The organism is Parabacteroides sp. PFB2-10 (genome assembly GCF_029893085.1).
Lineage (GTDB): Bacteria > Bacteroidota > Bacteroidia > Bacteroidales > Tannerellaceae > QVMG01.
The window spans coordinates 1-17,077 of the sequence record NZ_JARXWI010000014.1 but is presented as its reverse complement, the minus strand read 5'-3'; the positions used below and the strand labels follow the sequence as shown (position 1 = coordinate 17,077).

14 protein-coding genes and 1 pseudogene are annotated in these 17,077 nt (G+C 45.4%); 10 read left to right on the top strand and 5 right to left on the bottom strand.

What is annotated here, in order from left to right; translation table 11 throughout:
* Position 1: 1 nt before the first annotated feature.
* Positions 2–1,339, top strand: coding sequence for an ATP-binding protein (locus M2137_RS11645; protein WP_280766616.1), 1,338 nt, complete (start codon positions 2–4; stop codon positions 1,337–1,339).
* On the opposite strand, the gene M2137_RS11640 is transcribed toward M2137_RS11645, so the two are convergent.
* The 4 genes from M2137_RS11640 to M2137_RS11625 all read right to left on the bottom strand — a co-directional run bounded on the left by M2137_RS11640 (position 1,302) and on the right by M2137_RS11625 (position 3,955).
* Positions 1,302–1,901, bottom strand: a complete 600-nt coding sequence (locus tag M2137_RS11640) for a ribonuclease HII (protein WP_280766656.1) — start codon at positions 1,899–1,901, stop codon at positions 1,302–1,304. The two genes, M2137_RS11645 and M2137_RS11640, sit on opposite strands and share 38 nt — an antisense overlap.
* A 12-nt stretch (positions 1,902–1,913) precedes the next feature.
* A complete protein-coding gene (locus M2137_RS11635) occupies positions 1,914–2,339 on the bottom strand; it encodes a VanZ family protein (protein ID WP_280766615.1) in 426 nt (141 codons plus the stop codon).
* 14 nt (positions 2,340–2,353) lie between these two features.
* Positions 2,354–3,568, bottom strand: coding sequence for a cysteine desulfurase (locus M2137_RS11630; RefSeq protein WP_280766614.1), 1,215 nt, complete (start codon positions 3,566–3,568; stop codon positions 2,354–2,356).
* Positions 3,569–3,676: 108 nt separating this feature from the next.
* A complete protein-coding gene (locus M2137_RS11625) occupies positions 3,677–3,955 on the bottom strand; it encodes a hypothetical protein (protein WP_280766613.1) in 279 nt (92 codons plus the stop codon).
* A gap of 20 nt (positions 3,956–3,975) precedes the next feature.
* Between M2137_RS11625 and M2137_RS11620 the strand changes: the two genes are divergently transcribed.
* Positions 3,976–5,034 carry a BF3164 family lipoprotein gene (locus M2137_RS11620; protein ID WP_280766612.1) on the top strand — a complete coding sequence of 353 codons (1,059 nt, stop codon included), beginning with the start codon at positions 3,976–3,978 and terminating at the stop codon, positions 5,032–5,034.
* Between the two features lie 354 nt (positions 5,035–5,388).
* Here M2137_RS11620 and M2137_RS11615 read toward each other — a convergent pair whose 3' ends face one another.
* On the bottom strand, positions 5,389–6,399 hold the full coding sequence (locus tag M2137_RS11615; protein ID WP_280766611.1) for a winged helix-turn-helix domain-containing protein: 1,011 nt from the start codon (positions 6,397–6,399) through the stop codon (positions 5,389–5,391).
* 389 nt (positions 6,400–6,788) lie between these two features.
* On the opposite strand from M2137_RS11615, the pseudogene M2137_RS11610 reads away from it, so the two are divergent.
* From M2137_RS11610 to M2137_RS11575, 8 genes and pseudogenes are all read left to right on the top strand, one after another.
* A pseudogene (locus tag M2137_RS11610) lies at positions 6,789–7,688 on the top strand (DUF1573 domain-containing protein).
* A gap of 354 nt (positions 7,689–8,042) precedes the next feature.
* Positions 8,043–8,390, top strand: a complete 348-nt coding sequence (locus M2137_RS11605; RefSeq protein ID WP_280766610.1) for an NVEALA domain-containing protein — start codon at positions 8,043–8,045, stop codon at positions 8,388–8,390.
* A gap of 53 nt (positions 8,391–8,443) precedes the next feature.
* On the top strand, positions 8,444–9,526 hold the full coding sequence (locus M2137_RS11600) for a hypothetical protein (RefSeq protein ID WP_280766609.1): 1,083 nt from the start codon (positions 8,444–8,446) through the stop codon (positions 9,524–9,526).
* Positions 9,527–9,857: 331 nt separating this feature from the next.
* Entirely contained in the window at positions 9,858–11,720 is a 1,863-nt protein-coding gene (locus M2137_RS11595; protein WP_280766608.1) for a hypothetical protein, read from the top strand.
* Between the two features lie 8 nt (positions 11,721–11,728).
* On the top strand, positions 11,729–12,616 hold the full coding sequence (gene lepB, locus M2137_RS11590; protein WP_280766607.1) for a signal peptidase I: 888 nt from the start codon (positions 11,729–11,731) through the stop codon (positions 12,614–12,616).
* 421 nt (positions 12,617–13,037) lie between these two features.
* A complete protein-coding gene (locus M2137_RS11585; RefSeq protein WP_280766606.1) occupies positions 13,038–13,361 on the top strand; it encodes an NVEALA domain-containing protein in 324 nt (107 codons plus the stop codon).
* Between the two features lie 227 nt (positions 13,362–13,588).
* The gene (locus M2137_RS11580; protein WP_280766605.1) at positions 13,589–14,629 is read left to right on the top strand and encodes a BF3164 family lipoprotein; all 1,041 of its coding nucleotides are present in this window, start codon (positions 13,589–13,591) and stop codon (positions 14,627–14,629) included.
* A 203-nt stretch (positions 14,630–14,832) separates the two neighbouring features.
* Positions 14,833–16,803: an O-antigen ligase family protein gene (locus M2137_RS11575; protein ID WP_280766604.1), complete on the top strand. Its 1,971-nt coding sequence runs from the start codon at positions 14,833–14,835 to the stop codon at positions 16,801–16,803.
* The last annotated feature ends 274 nt before the right edge of the window (positions 16,804–17,077 follow it).

Here is a 17,077-nt window from a genome sequence, read left to right as displayed (position 1 = left end):
CATGCACCCCCACATCCTCTACCTCCACCGCATCTTGCACACTTCCCTGTCCCTTTATCTGGGACAGGAGAGTGAGTATGCCGCTATCCGCGATATCCCGTTGCCGGAGAGTCGGTGGTTGGAGGAGGTGTTGCAGGGACAGAAGGTAAACTTTGAGGAGCGAGTGGTGGTGTTGCTTGCCCTGATGCCGCATATTCATCCGCAGACATTGGATCTGTTTTTTATGCAGAACAAAACCTTCGATCGTCCCTTTACCGAGTTTGGCGGATGGAAAGGGCTCTCGCATGGCGGCTTCCTTCCGACCGGTGAAACCGTGGTTTTTCTGCTTACGCATAAGGAATTGGAGAAGCGCGGGGAGGTGATGCGGTTGTTTGATAAGGATCATTGGTTCTACACCCGCGACATCCTGCGTCTGGAGGGACATGCGCCGGGCGAACCGTTACTGAGCGGGCGGTTGGTTGTTTCGGACGATTTCCTCTCGCGCATACACTACGGACGGGAGTTTCATCCCGATTACAGTACGAACTTCCCCGCCAAACGCATCACCACCCGGCTGGAGTGGGACGATCTGGTGCTTCCGTATAATCTTTGCGAAGAGTTGAATAACATATCCACCTGGCTAAAGAACGAAGAATCTATCCGTCAGCGGTGGCAACTCGACCGCATCATCAAACCTGGTTTCCGCTGCCTCTTCTACGGTCCTTCGGGAACGGGAAAGACACTAACCGCCACCCTATTGGGCAAGCGCAACGCGATGGAGGTCTACCGCATCGATCTCTCGATGGTTGTCTCTAAATATATCGGTGAGACCGAGAAAAACCTCGCCGGCATATTCGACCGGGCGGAACACCGCAACTGGATCCTTTTCTTCGATGAGGCCGACGCCCTGTTCGGGAAACGCACCCAGACACAATCATCCAACGATCGGCATGCCAATCAGGAGGTGGCCTACCTCTTGCAACGGGTGGAAGATTATCCGGGCATGGTGATCCTGGCCACTAATATGAAAGAAAATATCGACGATGCCTTCCTGCGCCGTTTCCAGTCGGTACTTTATTTCCCCGTGCCCGACGAACGCTTGCGTCTGCAACTCTGGCAAAAGATGATACCGGCGGAATGGATCGGGAAGAACGAAGAACTACTTTCCTACGCCGCCTCTTTTACGCTTTCCGGCGGCAGCATGGTCAACGTCATTCAACACTGCGCCATCAAACTCAGCCAGCACCCCTCCCCGCTCCTTACAGCGGAGATACTGCGCGCAGCGATCGTCAAAGAACAAGCGAAAGAGGGGAAGAATATTCCTAAAAATCCAACGTCAACTGCTCCGGCAATAGGGTGAATGTTTTCCGGTGAAATGGGGAAATTCCGATGCGTCGGATCGCTTCGCGGTGGGCGCGTGTAGGGTATCCTTTATTCTTATCCCATGCATATCCGGGGTATTGCTGCGCCAATTCCTCCATATAATCATCGCGATAGGTCTTAGCAAGAATGGAGGCTGCCGCGATCGGCAGGTATTTGCCGTCGCCCTTGACCACCGTTGTATGCCCGATGCCCGGATAGGGCGTAAACCGGTTGCCATCGATCAATAGATGATCCGGCTTGAGACTTAATTGCTCAATCGCCCGGTGCATCGCCAGAAAAGAGGCATTCAGAATATTGATGCGATCGATCTCCTCCGGTGTGACCACCCCGACAGCCCAGGCCAATGCCTGCTCTTCGATGATCGGCCGCAGGGCATAGCGTTTCTTCTCGCTCAATTGCTTGCTGTCGTTCAGTTCTTCGCAGACGAAATCCTTCGGCAAAACCACCGCAGCGGCAAACACCGCACCAGCCAGGCATCCGCGTCCGGCTTCATCACAACCGGCTTCAGTTCTTAGGGGGTCGATGTAGGGGAGAAGCATATTCTTCATTCTTTATTCTTCATTGCTCTGCGCTTTGCTAAGCGATCTTCGATTCTTCATTAAAAGCGGCCTTATAACATACCAAGCTATCACCGTTGCCGTAAGCACCCCTGTGCTATTCGCCAGAAAATCGAGCCATTCGCCGCCCCGGTAATGCGTGAGGTATTCCTGGCCGATCTCCACCAACCCGCTAAACAGGATAGGGCAGAGTGTGGCACCGATCAGCCCCCGGTGAAAACGCACCTTCTCCTTCCGGTGATTCCAAAGGAACTCCAGCCATAAAACACCCGATAGTCCGCCATACATACAGAAATGCACCAGTTTATCGATCCCCGCGAAAAGAGGAATCGTGAGGCTGGGCGGCTTAAAGAAGGAGAGGTAGACCACTACCAGAATGACAGCCAGCGAGAAAGGATATGTACGGATATAATACCACATCGCAGGGGGGAGCCTTAAAACATTTTACGCACACGTTCAATCCCTTCCGCCAGGGCGTCTATCTCCTCTTTCGTATTGTAGAACGCGAAAGAGGCCCGCACCGTGCCTTCAATGCCGAAACGTTGCATCAACGGTTGCGCGCAATGATGCCCCGTACGCACGGCTATGCCCAATCGGTCGAGCAACATACCCATATCGTAATGATGAATATCACCAACTAAAAATGAAATCACACTGCTCTTCTGCTCCGCCTCTCCGAATAGCCGCATGCCGTCGATCTCTTTCAGGCGTTGGGTCGCGTAGGTCAGTAATTCATGTTCGTAGGCAGCGATCTTGTCGATGCCGATAGCCGACACATAATCGAGCGCTTCGGCCAGGGCCGTGCTGCCGATATAATCGGGTGTGCCGGCTTCAAACTTATAAGGCAGTTCATTGAATACCGTCTTTTCGAATGTCACCGTCGCGATCATTTCTCCTCCTCCCTGGTAAGGGGGAAGACGATCGAGCCATGCCTCCTTGCCATACAACACACCCATGCCAGTCGGGCCGTAGATCTTATGGGCAGAAAAGGTATAAAAGTCAGCATCCAAGTCCTGCACATCAACCGCTATATGAGGCACCGACTGTGCCCCGTCGATCAGGACAGGCACCTCCCGGCTATGCGCCTCCGCAATGATCTCTTTCACCGGATTGATCGTGCCCAACACGTTGGAAACATGGGTGACCGATACCAGGCGGGTGCGCTCGGAGAAAAGCGCGCGATAGGCCTCCATATCCAGTTCGCCCCGGTCATTGATAGGTATCACCTTGATCGCAATCCCTTTGCGGGCCGCCTCCAACTGCCAGGGCACGATATTGGAATGATGCTCCATGGTGGAGATAATCACCTCATCGCCGGCCTGCATACATCCTTCGGTAAAGCTGGAAGCCACCAGGTTGATCGCCTCGGTAGTTCCCCGGGTGAAGATGATCTCATTGGAAGAGCGGGCATGTAGAAAATGTTGCACCGTGCGACGCGCCTCCTCATGGGCTTCCGTCGCCTCCTGGCTCAGGAAATGCACGCCCCGGTGTACATTGGCATTGACATTGTAGTAGCCGTTTTCGATCTTTTCAACCACCTGCCGGGGCTTCTGCGTTGTTGCCGCATTGTCCAGATAGACAAGTTGTTTATCATAGACTCTCTTATTAAGGATCGGGAAATCTTCCCGTATTTCATTTATATTCAACATCTTTTCTATTGATTAGGCCAACAAAGATAGCTATTCTTTGACTGAATGTGAAAACGGGAATAAGATTTATTAATCCTCGTTCCTATTAAACAACCTCCGATTCTCTCCTTAAGGGAGGCTTAAAAAGGCATCAGCAGGTAAGGTAGGGTAAGATGTAAAGAAGTATTGGGGAGAGGTCTCTTTTCCTGAATTGTTAAAATCGCGATTGTAAGCAAAATGCCCGTTTTGCTTACAAATCCATACGTTAAAAAGTGTTTCTCCCGGGAGTTTGTCTCCGAAGTCCCGCTTTTTTGCGCGAAAAGTCCCGCCGAAATTACAAATCGTAAGTTGGGGGTTCATCAACCCGATACGGAATTGTTTTGTGTTTTTTCTTACATTTGTCTTCATCTATTAAATTCTATTACTTTATGAAACAACCGATTTTCTTCCTGCTGTTTTTGGGGTTTCTGGGCAGTTGCTCTCCGGGCGAGGGCAATAAATCAGGAAAAGAGATCGCTTTCCCCGAGGAAATCCGCCTGCAGGCAGAGGCGATCACGTTGGACACGGCTCTTTTTCGTTACCCCTACCGCATCTCCATTGTCGATGATATAGCGGTCGTGATGGATCTCCACAATATCGATCATTACCTCCACGCCTTTTCCTACCCCGCCTGGCAACATATTGCCTCGTTCGGTCGCCGCGGTGAGGCGCCCGAAGAGATGCTCTCGGCGGAAGCTATCCGTTTCTTTTCGGCCGACTCACTCTGGACCATCGATGCCAACAAGATGGAGATCACCCGCTGGCGCATTGATGTTGCTGAAGGTATGGCTCATCGGGAGGAGGAGGTCGCTATTGATAAAACATTGATCCGCGCCCTCGACTTTCTGCCGGTGGAAACGGGCTTTTTCATTCCCGACTATTCCGGCGAACACCGTTTCCATCGGATCGACCGGACAGGAGCCTGTCAGGCCTCTTACGGCACAATTCCTGCGCACGAACAGTTTGCCGACCTGGCACGTCCCGCCCTGGCGCAAGGGTGGCGCAGTTTTATGGGCTACCACCCACAAGGGCTGGTGGTTATGGCGACCCAACTGGGCGAAGTGATCGAGATCTATTCCGACAGCGGTGAATCACAAGCCATCATCAAAGGCAAGCAGGGCGATCCGCAGCTCCAGATTGCCGAAGGGCGCGCCATCCCGCAGGGCATTATGGGCTTCAGCGACCTGCAGGTGACCGACCGCCATATCTATGCCTCTTTCAGCGGCATCTCCTTCGACGAGAAGATTGCCGCCCTCCGACGCAACGAAGAGACGGAAACAGGCTGTCGCATGATCTATGTATTCGACCTAACAGGCCTCCCCTTGCGCAAATACATCCTCGACCACCCCATCGAAGGCTTCCATGTCGACGAATCCCGGGGCCTCCTCACCGCCATCGATGTCAACCGCGACGACCCCATTATCCAGTTCCGCCTCCAGAAGTTTTAAAAGGGGCAGATTCAAGTAGTGTAAAATGTGAAGATTTATAGAAAGAACTATCTCGGCTCCCCTTCTTAGAAAAGAAGGGGGTGGACCATCGCTTGCGATGGTGGGGTAGTTTGATTTATATATATTTGTTTTAGCTTGTATATTGTCGTATGTCATAAAAATAAGGAATAATCATTTATAAAGAATTCAAACTACCCCACCGCTGCGAGCAGCGGTCCTCCCCCTTCTTTTCTAAGAAGGGGAGCTTTTGGATACTTATTTCTATGAACCCAAATAAGAATGACCCACCTTCAATTTCTTTCCAATCTGAACCCGGCACAAACGAAATCGCAGAAGAAACAGTTACTACTTGCTCTAAATAAAAACTTGATACCCCTGTCCTCTGATATTTTTAATATTGATATGGGAAACTTTTTTCAAATCTTTGTTTAATCGAAGAATGAGTTGGTTTAGTCTTTTCTTTTTTACCTGAAAAGATGCCGGATCATCCCAGCAGGCATCAATCAAATTCTTATGTGATACAAAAGAACCATGCCCCTTTAATAAAGATTCAAACACTTTTGCGGGTGTAGGGTCAAAATTATAGATACTTTCACTACTTAAGCGGAGACATTTCATATGACGATCATAATACAGGTCATCCACAAGCTGGATTTGTACCACATCATTCTGTAATGCCTCCTGCAGATCTGAGACAGGTATATAGTTTACTATTTTCTTTTTATAAAAAGCATAATAAACGAAGCAGGCGATTAATGCGAGGCAAGCGATTGTAAGGGGGATAAACGCCGCTGAGCGGAAAAGGGCGGTAAAGCGAGATACTTTTACAAAACCCTGTACAGTCACCTCCTGAGTTGTCCCTGATGTAATAGGCTCTGTTGCGTAGGCAGACTTATAAAAGCCTACATCCTCCCGACTTTTATACGTTTGCTGTCGGGGATTATCGGTGTAAACAACTGCTGTTCGTGCTTTAATCTTTTTATCGATCAAATAACTATGAAAAAGACTATCCAGTATGGTAACATTAACCGGATTTTTATAATACAAATAAGAATGTAAAAAGTTATCAACTTTTTGCTTAAAAGACAACGTATCCTCTTCGCTTGCCTTTTTGTGATAAGTAGTCGTGTCATTTTGGCTTTTACTGATCTGGTCGCTTTGGGTATTTGACTTTCCGATATGTATATTTTCTTCATCATCCGGAATACGTTCCTCAAAATCTTTATCGACAGATTGTAGAAATGCCCATTCCACCTGTTTATGCAAATCTGGTAATTCATTTTCTATAATCACTCGAAGGCTGAAAACATATAAAAAACACACTCCTATTATCACAAGGATCCATACAAGTTTCTTCTTTTCCACACACATCTTTCTACTTTTTAACGTTTTTTAATCCACAAATTGGCAACATAGACCTTTTTATATGCTATGTAGCAAATATATAGCAATTATTTTTTGCTGACAAACAGATTGGAACATTTACATTTGTCAGAAATATAAATTTAGTAATATTATAAAACAACGAACAAAAGTAATTTTAATAGGGATATGCCTTATTCTTTGCTGCACTATGTTTAAAAAGAAAGACAAAAAGGACTTGAGTGAACTCGCCTTGGTAAATGTTGAAGCCTTAGCAGAAAATGAAGGTATTTCCAGATATTTTTGTATAGGTATAGGCACAGTAGACTGTCACGGCCACAAAGTTGAGTTCATGATCGACAATTACAGCTTAAAGTAATCCATCCCGGCTGATGAAAAGATACTTTTTTATTCTACCCTTTTTTCTTCTCTTTCTCTCCTGCCACGAATCGGACAAGCAGCGGATCACCCGCCTGGTGACCGAGTGGCAGGGGAAAGAGATCCTTTTCCCCGATGAAATGGTGTTTTCTCGATATGCTACCGACGCGGTGGAATGGCCAGTTTGGGAAGCTGACTATAAGGTGTTGGTTTATGTGGATTCGCTGGGGTGTATCAGTTGCAAATTGCAATTGCCCAAATGGAAAGAGTGGATCACACAGGTAGATTCCATTACAGATGGCTATGTGCCTTTCCTGTTTTTCTTTCAATCATCGGATCAGAAAGAGATTCGTCACCTTTTGAAACGAGATGACTTTGATTATCCGGTTTGCCTCGATAGGGAAGACCAATTAAACAAATTGAATAACTTCCCTTCCGATATCACCTTTCAGACCTTTCTATTAGATAAAGACAATCGGGTGGTTAGCATCGGTAACCCCATCCATAACCTGGCGGTAAAAGACCTTTATCTAAAGCAGATTATAGGAAGCCTCACCCCCTCTACATCGAACCAACCCATCCGCACCACCGCCGAAGCGGAGCAAACAGAGATCAATCTGGGATCTTTTGAAAAGAACGAAAGCAAGACCGCGGTCTTTACCCTCCGAAACACCGGAGAGAAGCCGTTGGTGATTATGGATACAGCTACCACCTGTGGCTGCGCCTCACCCAGTTTCGAATTGAAAATCGCTTAGCGAAGCGTAAAGCAAAAACACCCGGCGCCGCCGGGAGAGACATTGCAGGTAAAGGTAGTTTATACACCCAAGGAGAGTGGTTTCTTTAACGAGACCATCACCGTTAAGTGTAATACGGAGAAGTGGATAAAACTAACGATCTTGGGACAAGTACTTTGATGAAAAAGACCTTTGTGCGACTTAGAGCTACTTGGTGGTAAAAAAACTCGTTATGGTATTATTACCACGAAGTCACACAAAGGCGCACAAAGTATAGAATAAATTAAAGTAAAATCAGGGGATAGGTAAAAAAAGAGGGAGAACTGCCCTAAATCTTGAAGCATAGAAGCAGTCTCCCCGGCTTGTCCCTCCAAACCATAAAAAAGGAAAGGAGGAAGCTTATGAAGAACAAAGATAGTGAAAGCTGAACATAGAACCAAGCTTATTTGCTTTACGCTTGCGCTAAGCGACCGATGGTTGAGTTATGTTGAGGTGCATCCTATCTTATAAAAATGTAGTTAGAAATAACGAGATATGCAATCGGCTGAAGGAGGCTGGGTTGCAAATAGAGTTTTAATAAAATTTGTGTACATATTATTAATTAAAATCATGAATAAAAAGTTTTTCAGCCTTATTTTAGTTGCAGTAATTGCTTTAACTGCAGGATGGAATATATACCAAAGTAAAAATAAGCTTATGTTATCAGAACTGGGTTTACTGAATGTGGAAGCATTAGCGAACACTGAGTCAGGAAATGAACTTGAGTGTTGGGACTCAATAAAAACAGAAAGTCTTAGCAAAGTATTTTTTTGTGGAGAATGTAGATATATTGACAATTCAGCCAAGTCATTTTGGGCAAAGAAGAAAAAATGTAATCCATAATTAAAGCGCTACTCCATGTTAAGGCATGGAGTAGTAAAAAAAAGAAGAAAAACATGAAATATCACATTTTCATATTGCTTTTATTATTTCTCACCCTATTAGGTGGTTGTGGAGGAACATCCTCTAACTATATGGCATTTGATGAAGTCGTCTATGTTGAACAATTTCCTCATACTTTTAGCTTATCCAATGAAACAGAATTTGAATTAAGCATCATTGGGAATAAGGATTTTATTATTTATGACACGCTACTAATTGTAACAACCAGCCAACAAACAGGCTTTTGGGCTTTTTACTCACTACCTGATCATAGGGAGTTGGGAGAGTTTAACAGAAGAGGTAACGGCCCCAATGAGTTCGCAGAAATTCCATTTGTGTCACAAGCAACCCTGTTTAAGGAAGGAAACACCTTATTTGCAGGAATGCGTGATTTCCCGACAGGGAAGGTCTACAAAATGAATATCAATGAATCCCTAAAAGAAAACAGACTAAACATCTCTCTTCTAAACGATTCACTACCACTAAATCTTTTCAATTTTATTTTATTAAATGACTCTACGTTTTTTTGTAGAGAAATAAGTTATGATCGTACTCAGCAGATACGATATCTATTAAAAAATAGAGAGAAGATTATCCCACCCTCCTTTGAAAAATTAAATCAAGTTCATATTGAAGCAGGAGAGGATTTCAATCTTTTGTCAACAGGGGCATTGCGCAATGTTGCCGGGGATCGAATCGTAGAAATACCGATTCGCCTGAATCATATTAATTTATATTCGATCGACGGTTCGTTTTACAAAACAATTTGTGTGGAAAAGGAGATTGACAACATCAATAAAATACAATACAGATTTGAGTGGGATAGAAAATGTACCTATGCAGACATCCGCGTATACAAAGATTTTTTCGGAGCCTTATATATAAACGAAAATATGGGCACACGGCAGATTAAACGAAAGAAACTACCTTGCATACAGCTATTCAATTGGGAAGGAGATCCCATCGCTGAATTTAAACTGAACCGTCATATTACCTCCTTTGACATAGACTTTGTTCATGGTCACCTTTATACGTTTGATCTTGAGACAGATGAATTTTGCAAATATGATATACAAGATATTTTAGAGGCGATTTAGTCACCTTCATTTACACAAAGGCGCACAAAATGGGAGATAGACCTAAAGAAAACAGTTTCTTTAACGAGATTATCACGTAAGGTGTAATACACGTGAATGGATTGAAGTTAAAAATCAGGGGACAGGTATTTTTAAAAGAAAACAAAAGGGAGTGAATAGGTATCATTTGATAAATTTTATACTTTTGATTCGACGAAAATAAGTCTTTTCTCCGATATACTGAGTGGAGCCGGTCGCGATACAATAATATATATATATGAAAAATTATCCAATTCCCACTAAAGAAAAAGACAATGTCCTTTCTCGGAATGTGTATACTCCGAAGGTTTTTATGATAGTTTGGAGTACCTTTTTCACTTTCCTCATTATCTCTTGTCAGCATTCCCCTGCTCCCTTAGATTTCGCTCTCCAATCCGCCGGTTCTAACCGGCCGGAATTGGAGAAGGTGTTGGCTCATTACTCCGCTGACAAAGCCGATTCGTTGAAATATAAAGCGGCTGTTTTTCTGATCGAAAATATGCCCTGGCATTATAGTTATGGGGGGGAATGTGTGGAAGAATACCGGCGTCAGATAGACCGGCTCCATCCTGACTTACCCTTGGAGATACGATTAGTTCTTTATACCCTGCCGGGGCATTATAACCCTTCCGACTGTACACTGGAAGTTGTCCGGGATATCGAGGTTATGACGGCCGACTTTCTGATCCATAACATCGACCAATCCTTTGCCCAATGGGAAAACAGTTATTGGCTGCGTGACCTTTCTTTTGAAGATTTCTGTGAATACCTATTGCCCTACCGAGTGGAAAACGAACCCCTGATGCATTGGAAAGACTCCTTGCCGGAAAAACATAAAATGGAATTAGCCGATCTGACCGATCATTTTGCGAATGTGCAGAAAGATCCTTATGGCATTTATAAATTCCTGAAAGACTGCCTTTCGAATGAACTATTGGAGACCTATATTTTCCGGAAGTTTGAACTCCCCAACGGCGAAGAATTTGAATTCGATTGCATGGCCGCCGTGTTGGCTGAGACCTTTTTCTGGCGGATGTGTGGCATTCCTGCTGCCAAAGATCTGATCTCCGTTTGGGGTCATGGGAATAACGGGCATAGCCTGGTCAGCATCATTGATCCCCGGAGCACCCATGGATCTATTTCCAGCGAAATACACCTGTATGCGCCCAAAGTTTTCCGGCGTACATTTGCTGCCGACCGATCTAAATATCCGCTCCCGAATAATCATCCCTATATTCACCACCCATTGTATAAAGATGTCACCTCCAAACACACCCGGGGCATCAACCTATCCCTTTCCGTCGGAAACAGGAAAGGGAAGGCGGAACACCTGTATTTAGCTGTTTTTAGCCGTGGCTGGAAACCGGTGGCCGTCACAGAGATCAAAGGAGGTAAGGCGCATTTCGAGGAGGTGGGAGTGGGAGTTGTATATATTCCGTTCTATTACGAAGGCAATCAACAGGTGTTTATCTCAAACCCCTTTTATCTGCGCGCCAATGGGGATTGTGTTTACTTCGATCCCGACAAGGAAAACACGCAACAGATAGAAGTGACAAGAAAATGCCAATTGCATGATTATAAGATATGGTGGAGCAAATTGTTCGTAAACGGGCGTTTCGAGGCTTCCGGAAACCGGCAATTCAACGATTCGGTCATGCTTCACAAGGTTGAGAGCCGTACCTACTGTGATAAGGTGACTATTGACACGGATCCGGGTCAGCCGTTCCGTTATTATCGTTTTATCAATAACGGGTGGCCTACCGATCTGGCAGAGATTCATTTTTATGACGCGGACGGAAAGGAGATCCGGGGGGAGGTTATAGGAGATACGATTACTTTATCGAATGAAAACCTGTTGGACATAAACGACAACGATATGCTTTCGTTTGCCGCCATTGAGTCGTGGGTCGGGTTTGACTTTGGGCGGGAGGTGCCGGTCAGCCGGATCGAATACCTGCCGAGGAATGATACGAATGGTATTTATCCGGATATGGTTTACGAATTATGGTATTTTGATCAGCATGAGTGGTCATCCCTTGGAAGAAAGAGCGCAACGGATTATTCGATCCGATTTGATGATGTGCCGAAGGGGGCTTTGTTGTGGTTGCGTAATCTCTCGGAAGGAAAAGAGGAGCGGATATTTACTTATGAGAATGGAAAACAGTATTGGTATTAAATAAAACAATGAAAAGAGTCAAACCTATACTCCGCAGAGCGGCGCATACCCTGGTCAACCTGGTCTTCTGGTCGATGATGGCGGGGCTTGGCTGGCTCTTTTTGCAGGTGTTTGTGTTTAGCTCGTTTAAGATACCGAGCGATTCGATGGAACCGGCATTGGAGCCGGGAGACAATGTGTTGGTATGGAAAGGAATTCCCGGGGCACGGTTGTTTAATATCTTCGAGACACTTAAAGAGGAACAGGTGGAGATCTACCGCCTACCGGGCATACGGAAGATACGCCATAACGATGTGGTGGTGTTTAACTTTCCGCATCCCAACCACTGGGGAAAGGTGGAGATGCATATTATGAAATATTATATCAAGCGGTGTATAGGGCTTCCGGGTGATACGATCGCGATCCGGAACGGTATCTACCTACTCAATGGCGAAGCCGGAAAGGTGGGCAACGAGGCATCGCAAGAACGTATCTCCCGAACAGTCGAGGCGGATTATGCTCCCGGTGTGTATCATTCTTTCCCGTTTGATTCGGTGATCGGATGGAATATCCGCGCGTTCGGACCGATCTATATCCCGCGAAAGGGCGACCGGATTGCCATGAACCGAACCCATTATTTTCTCTATCACAAGCTGATTGCCTGGGAACAGGAGGGAGAGGTCACCTACCGGGACTCAACTGTCTTCCTGAATAATAGTCCTCTCGAGGCCTATACCTTCCAAAAGAACTATTATTTCATGGCAGGCGATAAGGGGGAGAACTCGCAGGATTCGCGCTACTGGGGACTATTGCCCGAAGAATATATCGTAGGTAAGGCCTGGATCATCTGGAAAGCCAAAGATCCGTATACCGGGAAGATGAGGTGGAAGAGAACGCTTAAAATAATTGATAATTGATGATTGATAATTGATATCCCCCTACTGCCTGAGGAGGGGTGCCCGTAGAGCGGGGTGGAGGGAGAGCGAAGGCGTAAAGCAATGAATAATAAAAAAACTTGGTGCGACTTGGTGATACTTCGCGGTAAATAGAAGAGATATTGTGGGAGTATTAACCAGAAAGTAACACAAAGGCACAGCAAGTAAAGAAACAGAGAAAATAAAGAGATAATATAATAACAAAAAGAGGTAAAACTCCATAATACGCGGAAGTATTGCTGTTTGAGCAGCGAATGATGTTTCTCCCCGGACTTGTCCTCCAAAAGGAAGGAGGTGTCAGGCAAAGGTAAGTAATTTAAAGCAAACAGCAATCGGCTGAAGAAGAGTAGGAAAGTTGCCTATAACGATTTTAAATCAAAAATGTAAATTAAAAAAAATGAATATGAAAAAGAAAATAATAGGATTGGTAATGGTTGCAGCTATAGCAGCAGCGGGATGGAATGTTTATCAGAGTGGGAGTCAAGTTTCCTTATCTGAACTTGGACTGGCAAACGTGGAAGCATTGGCACAAGACGAAACTGAATTGGAAGATGGAATAAAGGGAGAATGCAGAAGCTCGTTAGTAATTGTTGTCGATTGTCAAGTGAGATGTCCAATATGCGGTACAATTTGGAAAACAGATCCTATTATACCAAAAGCAAATGCTGTAAGTGTATCAGGGAAATGCTCTAAATGCGGCAATACACATTGGGGAGCATATAATTAGACTTAAGGAAAGCATTTTTACAAAAAAATGGCAGTATTAGAAACTGTTTTGATTTTTATTGGAGCTTATTTAGTCTTCTTTTTCGCTTAGTTGTGTTTTTTTGAGCATAGATAGCTATGCATATATGTAAATAGGTGGAAAAGAAGACTGAAGAAGCCTAATAACAAATGAAAATAAACTCTTTCATAGATTCAAAACAGTTTCTTAATTTAATAAATAGAAAAGCTATGAATAACAAGTGCCACCTGCTGCTTCTTTTAATGGTTTTCCTGCTCTTTGGATGTGGGGAGAGATCCCAGCTGGTATATGACCCTCCTGTTTTCAAAAATAAATATCAGGCAACGACAGAGATCTTTAATGACAGCTTTATCTTCACCACATGCAAGAAGATTCTTACGACGGAAGAGTGGGTTATTTTGATTGATCATACGATGGATCATATGATTCATCTGTTTGACAAGAAGACGGGCGAGCTTAAATTATCGACAGGAACAAGAGGCAATGGACCGGGCGAACTGATAGCGCCTGAAGAATTTTCTTTAGACAGGAAAAGGAATATTCTCTACATACATGATTCTGCCAAAAGGAGGATTCTAAAGTATGCTCTCGACAAATTGATCTGCGGCGAAAAGGACTTCTTTGAAGAGATCTTAATAGGAGAAGAGATCATTGATTTTGTTACAATTCACTTCCTGAAAGATTCTTTGTTTGTTGCTAACGGAGATGAACATCAACTGAATATCATAACACCCAACACCATCGTGTCCTCCAGCTCAGAAGACTCATGCACGGAACCGTTTGAAAGTCAGAAAGAGTGGAATGCGTTTGTAAATATGTATGCGGCAAAATCAGTCAATCCATCAGGCGACAGGGTCGTAAATGCAACCATGTTTGGTGGAGTTATGCAGTTCTATCGTCTGTCAAAAGATTTAGACAATGTGACATTTTATAAGAGTTGCTATTTCTATCCGATAAGAGGGCAGAGAACAAGTTTTAACTTCATACCGAATGAGGAGACCACCTATGGATTCTTTTATATTGATTCGACGGACAGCTATGTCTATGCAACGGCTTTTGGCATAAAGAACCCGGTTCATACCCCGACAACAATTTGGCAACTGGACTGGGAGGGCAATCCGGTGGCTGCTTATGAAACCGGATATCATATTGCCAACTTCACGGTAGATGAAGCGACAAACCATATATATGCTTGTGTTTACAAAGACGATGAACAGGTATTGGCTGTAATTGACTTAAACAACAAATAGGAGTAAAATGAAGAGAGATGGTCTGTTTTGAGTATTATTATGATGATTGTAGCATAGAAAACGTGTCAAGAGTAACTGAAGAACAAGGTATGGCTGATTTATGGAACTAAATATCAATAAATTCGACAATCCTATACTAATTATGGGAACTATTTAGTGGTTGAATAATAGCTATCAATATTTGCTTGGTAAAAGTATAATTTATGAAGAATAAAGAAAAAATAAAAGACCTCTTTGCCTCGGTGCCTCTGTGTTCGATATGTTTTCATATCGTCTTTGCCGTATGCGCTGCACTGATTCTCTTTGGCGTATTCCGGACAGATGCGACGATGGTAAATGGGATAGTGATGGGGAAGGTAAGCTGGTTTCATCGAGCCATGGTTTTGTTGGCTGTCTGCATGGCTCTTTCACTTTTCTTTCGCAAAAGACCGGTATTCGATCCCTATGCGGCAGATGTATGTATATTGCTTCTAAGTAGTATTGTTCTATTCACCTATTACTGGTTTTTGGATCCTGAACCGGAGAAACGGCGATTTGCCATTCAATTATTGCTGTTATGGTTTCTACTTCGTTATATTTTGCAATGCTGCCCCCGCCTGGCGGCGGTCTTTTTATTCTTGTTGATGGCAACCGCCCTTGGCGAAGCCTTGATTGGCATGCGACAGTTATATGGTTATACCTCCTCCTCCCACGCGATGTTCCGCCTGACCGGCACGTTCTATAACCCGGGACCCTACTCCGGCTACCTGGCAACACTGCTTCCTGTCTGCATTGGGGTCTTGTTTGCAACAAGCAAATCAAAGGCACAGTTGGTAGAGATCAGATACGATCCGGAGTTAGATGATCCGAAGTCGCTCTATCTCGTTTATAAAAAGGAGCTACGTATCCGCCGCATTGTCATGGCTGTCATCCATTACTTTGCCTGGGTTTGCGTGATTGCGATTGTGGTGATACTGCCCGCGGGCATGAGCCGTTCGGCCTGGATCGCGGCAGCGGTGTCGAGTGCCTGGGTGTGGTGGAGGTATGCCATCGGATGGGGAAGAACAAAAGCGATATGGCAAAGTTATAATCGTTGGCGATATGCCGTATTCGCAGGTGTTTTGATTGTATTTGCCGCTGCCCTCGTAGGGATTTACTCACTCAAAAAAGATTCGGCCGACGGCAGACTACTGATGTGGAAGGTCACGGCGCACACCATCGCAGAACGTCCGTTTATCGGTCACGGCCTGGGAGGCTTCCCGGCGGCGTATGCCGAGGCACAAGCCGCCTATTTTGCTTCGGGCAAAGCGACCGATCAGGAGAAGCGGGTTGCCGGATGTCCGGAATATGCGTTTAATGAATATCTGCAGATCGCCTCCGAGTTGGGGATACCGGTTCTGCTTTTCTTCCTGACCTGGTTGGGACTCTCTATCTATGCCGGCATCAAGAACCGCCGGTTTGGGGTGGTGGGAGGCATCATGGCGTTAGGCATCTTTGCCCTATCCTCCTACCCGCTTCAATTACCCTCGTTCTGGATCGTATTGGTGTTTCTTTCAGCGCTGGTGTTGGTACCGAGAATCAAAAGAATAGAGACACAGCCGTGGGGTATGTTTGAAGAAGAGAATGTGCCTCCTTTTATGAACAGGATAAATAAGTTTTTCTTTTTTATGATGTTAGTCACTTCATGTATTGTTTTCTGGATGCAAAGGGACACGGATGAGAACTACCGCAAGTGGAGCAACGTGCGGATGATCTATCATACGAAAGCTTACGAGGCCGCCATCCCGGGGTATAAAGAGCTGTATAACAAACTAAAACACAAACCGGAGTTTCTGTTTGAATACGGGCAATGCCTGAATAAAACGAAAGAATATATCGATGCGAACTGGATGTTTAAACAGGCAACCTGGTTGAGTGCAGATCCCATGATTCATTATATGCAGGCTAAGAACAGGCAGGAACAACAGAAATACGAAGAGGCGGAAGCAATCTATCTACATGCCCTGAATATCTTGCCGGATCGGATCTATCCCTATTACCTGTTGGTCAAGTTGTATAATGAACCCGGGTTCCTGCAACCGGAGAAACGGCAAGCTGCCGCCGACTCGGTACTCCGGAAAGAGCCGAAGGTGATGACAACAGCAATCCGGGAGATGCGGGAAGAGGTGGAAGAAATTATGAATGATGAATTATGAATTATGAATTTCCCTAATCCTGTTCGGTGGGGTGGTGGGAGAGCAAAACGTAAAGCAATGATGAGTCATAACCCCGTAAGGGGTAAAACATGGATAACCCCGGGTGCAACCCGGGGTGCGAATCAGCTTCTTGCGGAACCCCGAAGTGGGTTCAACAAAGTTAATATAGGGAGAATTCTATCGTCGAGGGGGGGGGGGGGGGGGGGGGGGGGGCGGGGGGGGGGGGGGGTGGGGGTGGGGGGGGGGGGGGGGCGGGGGGGGTGGGGGGGGGGGT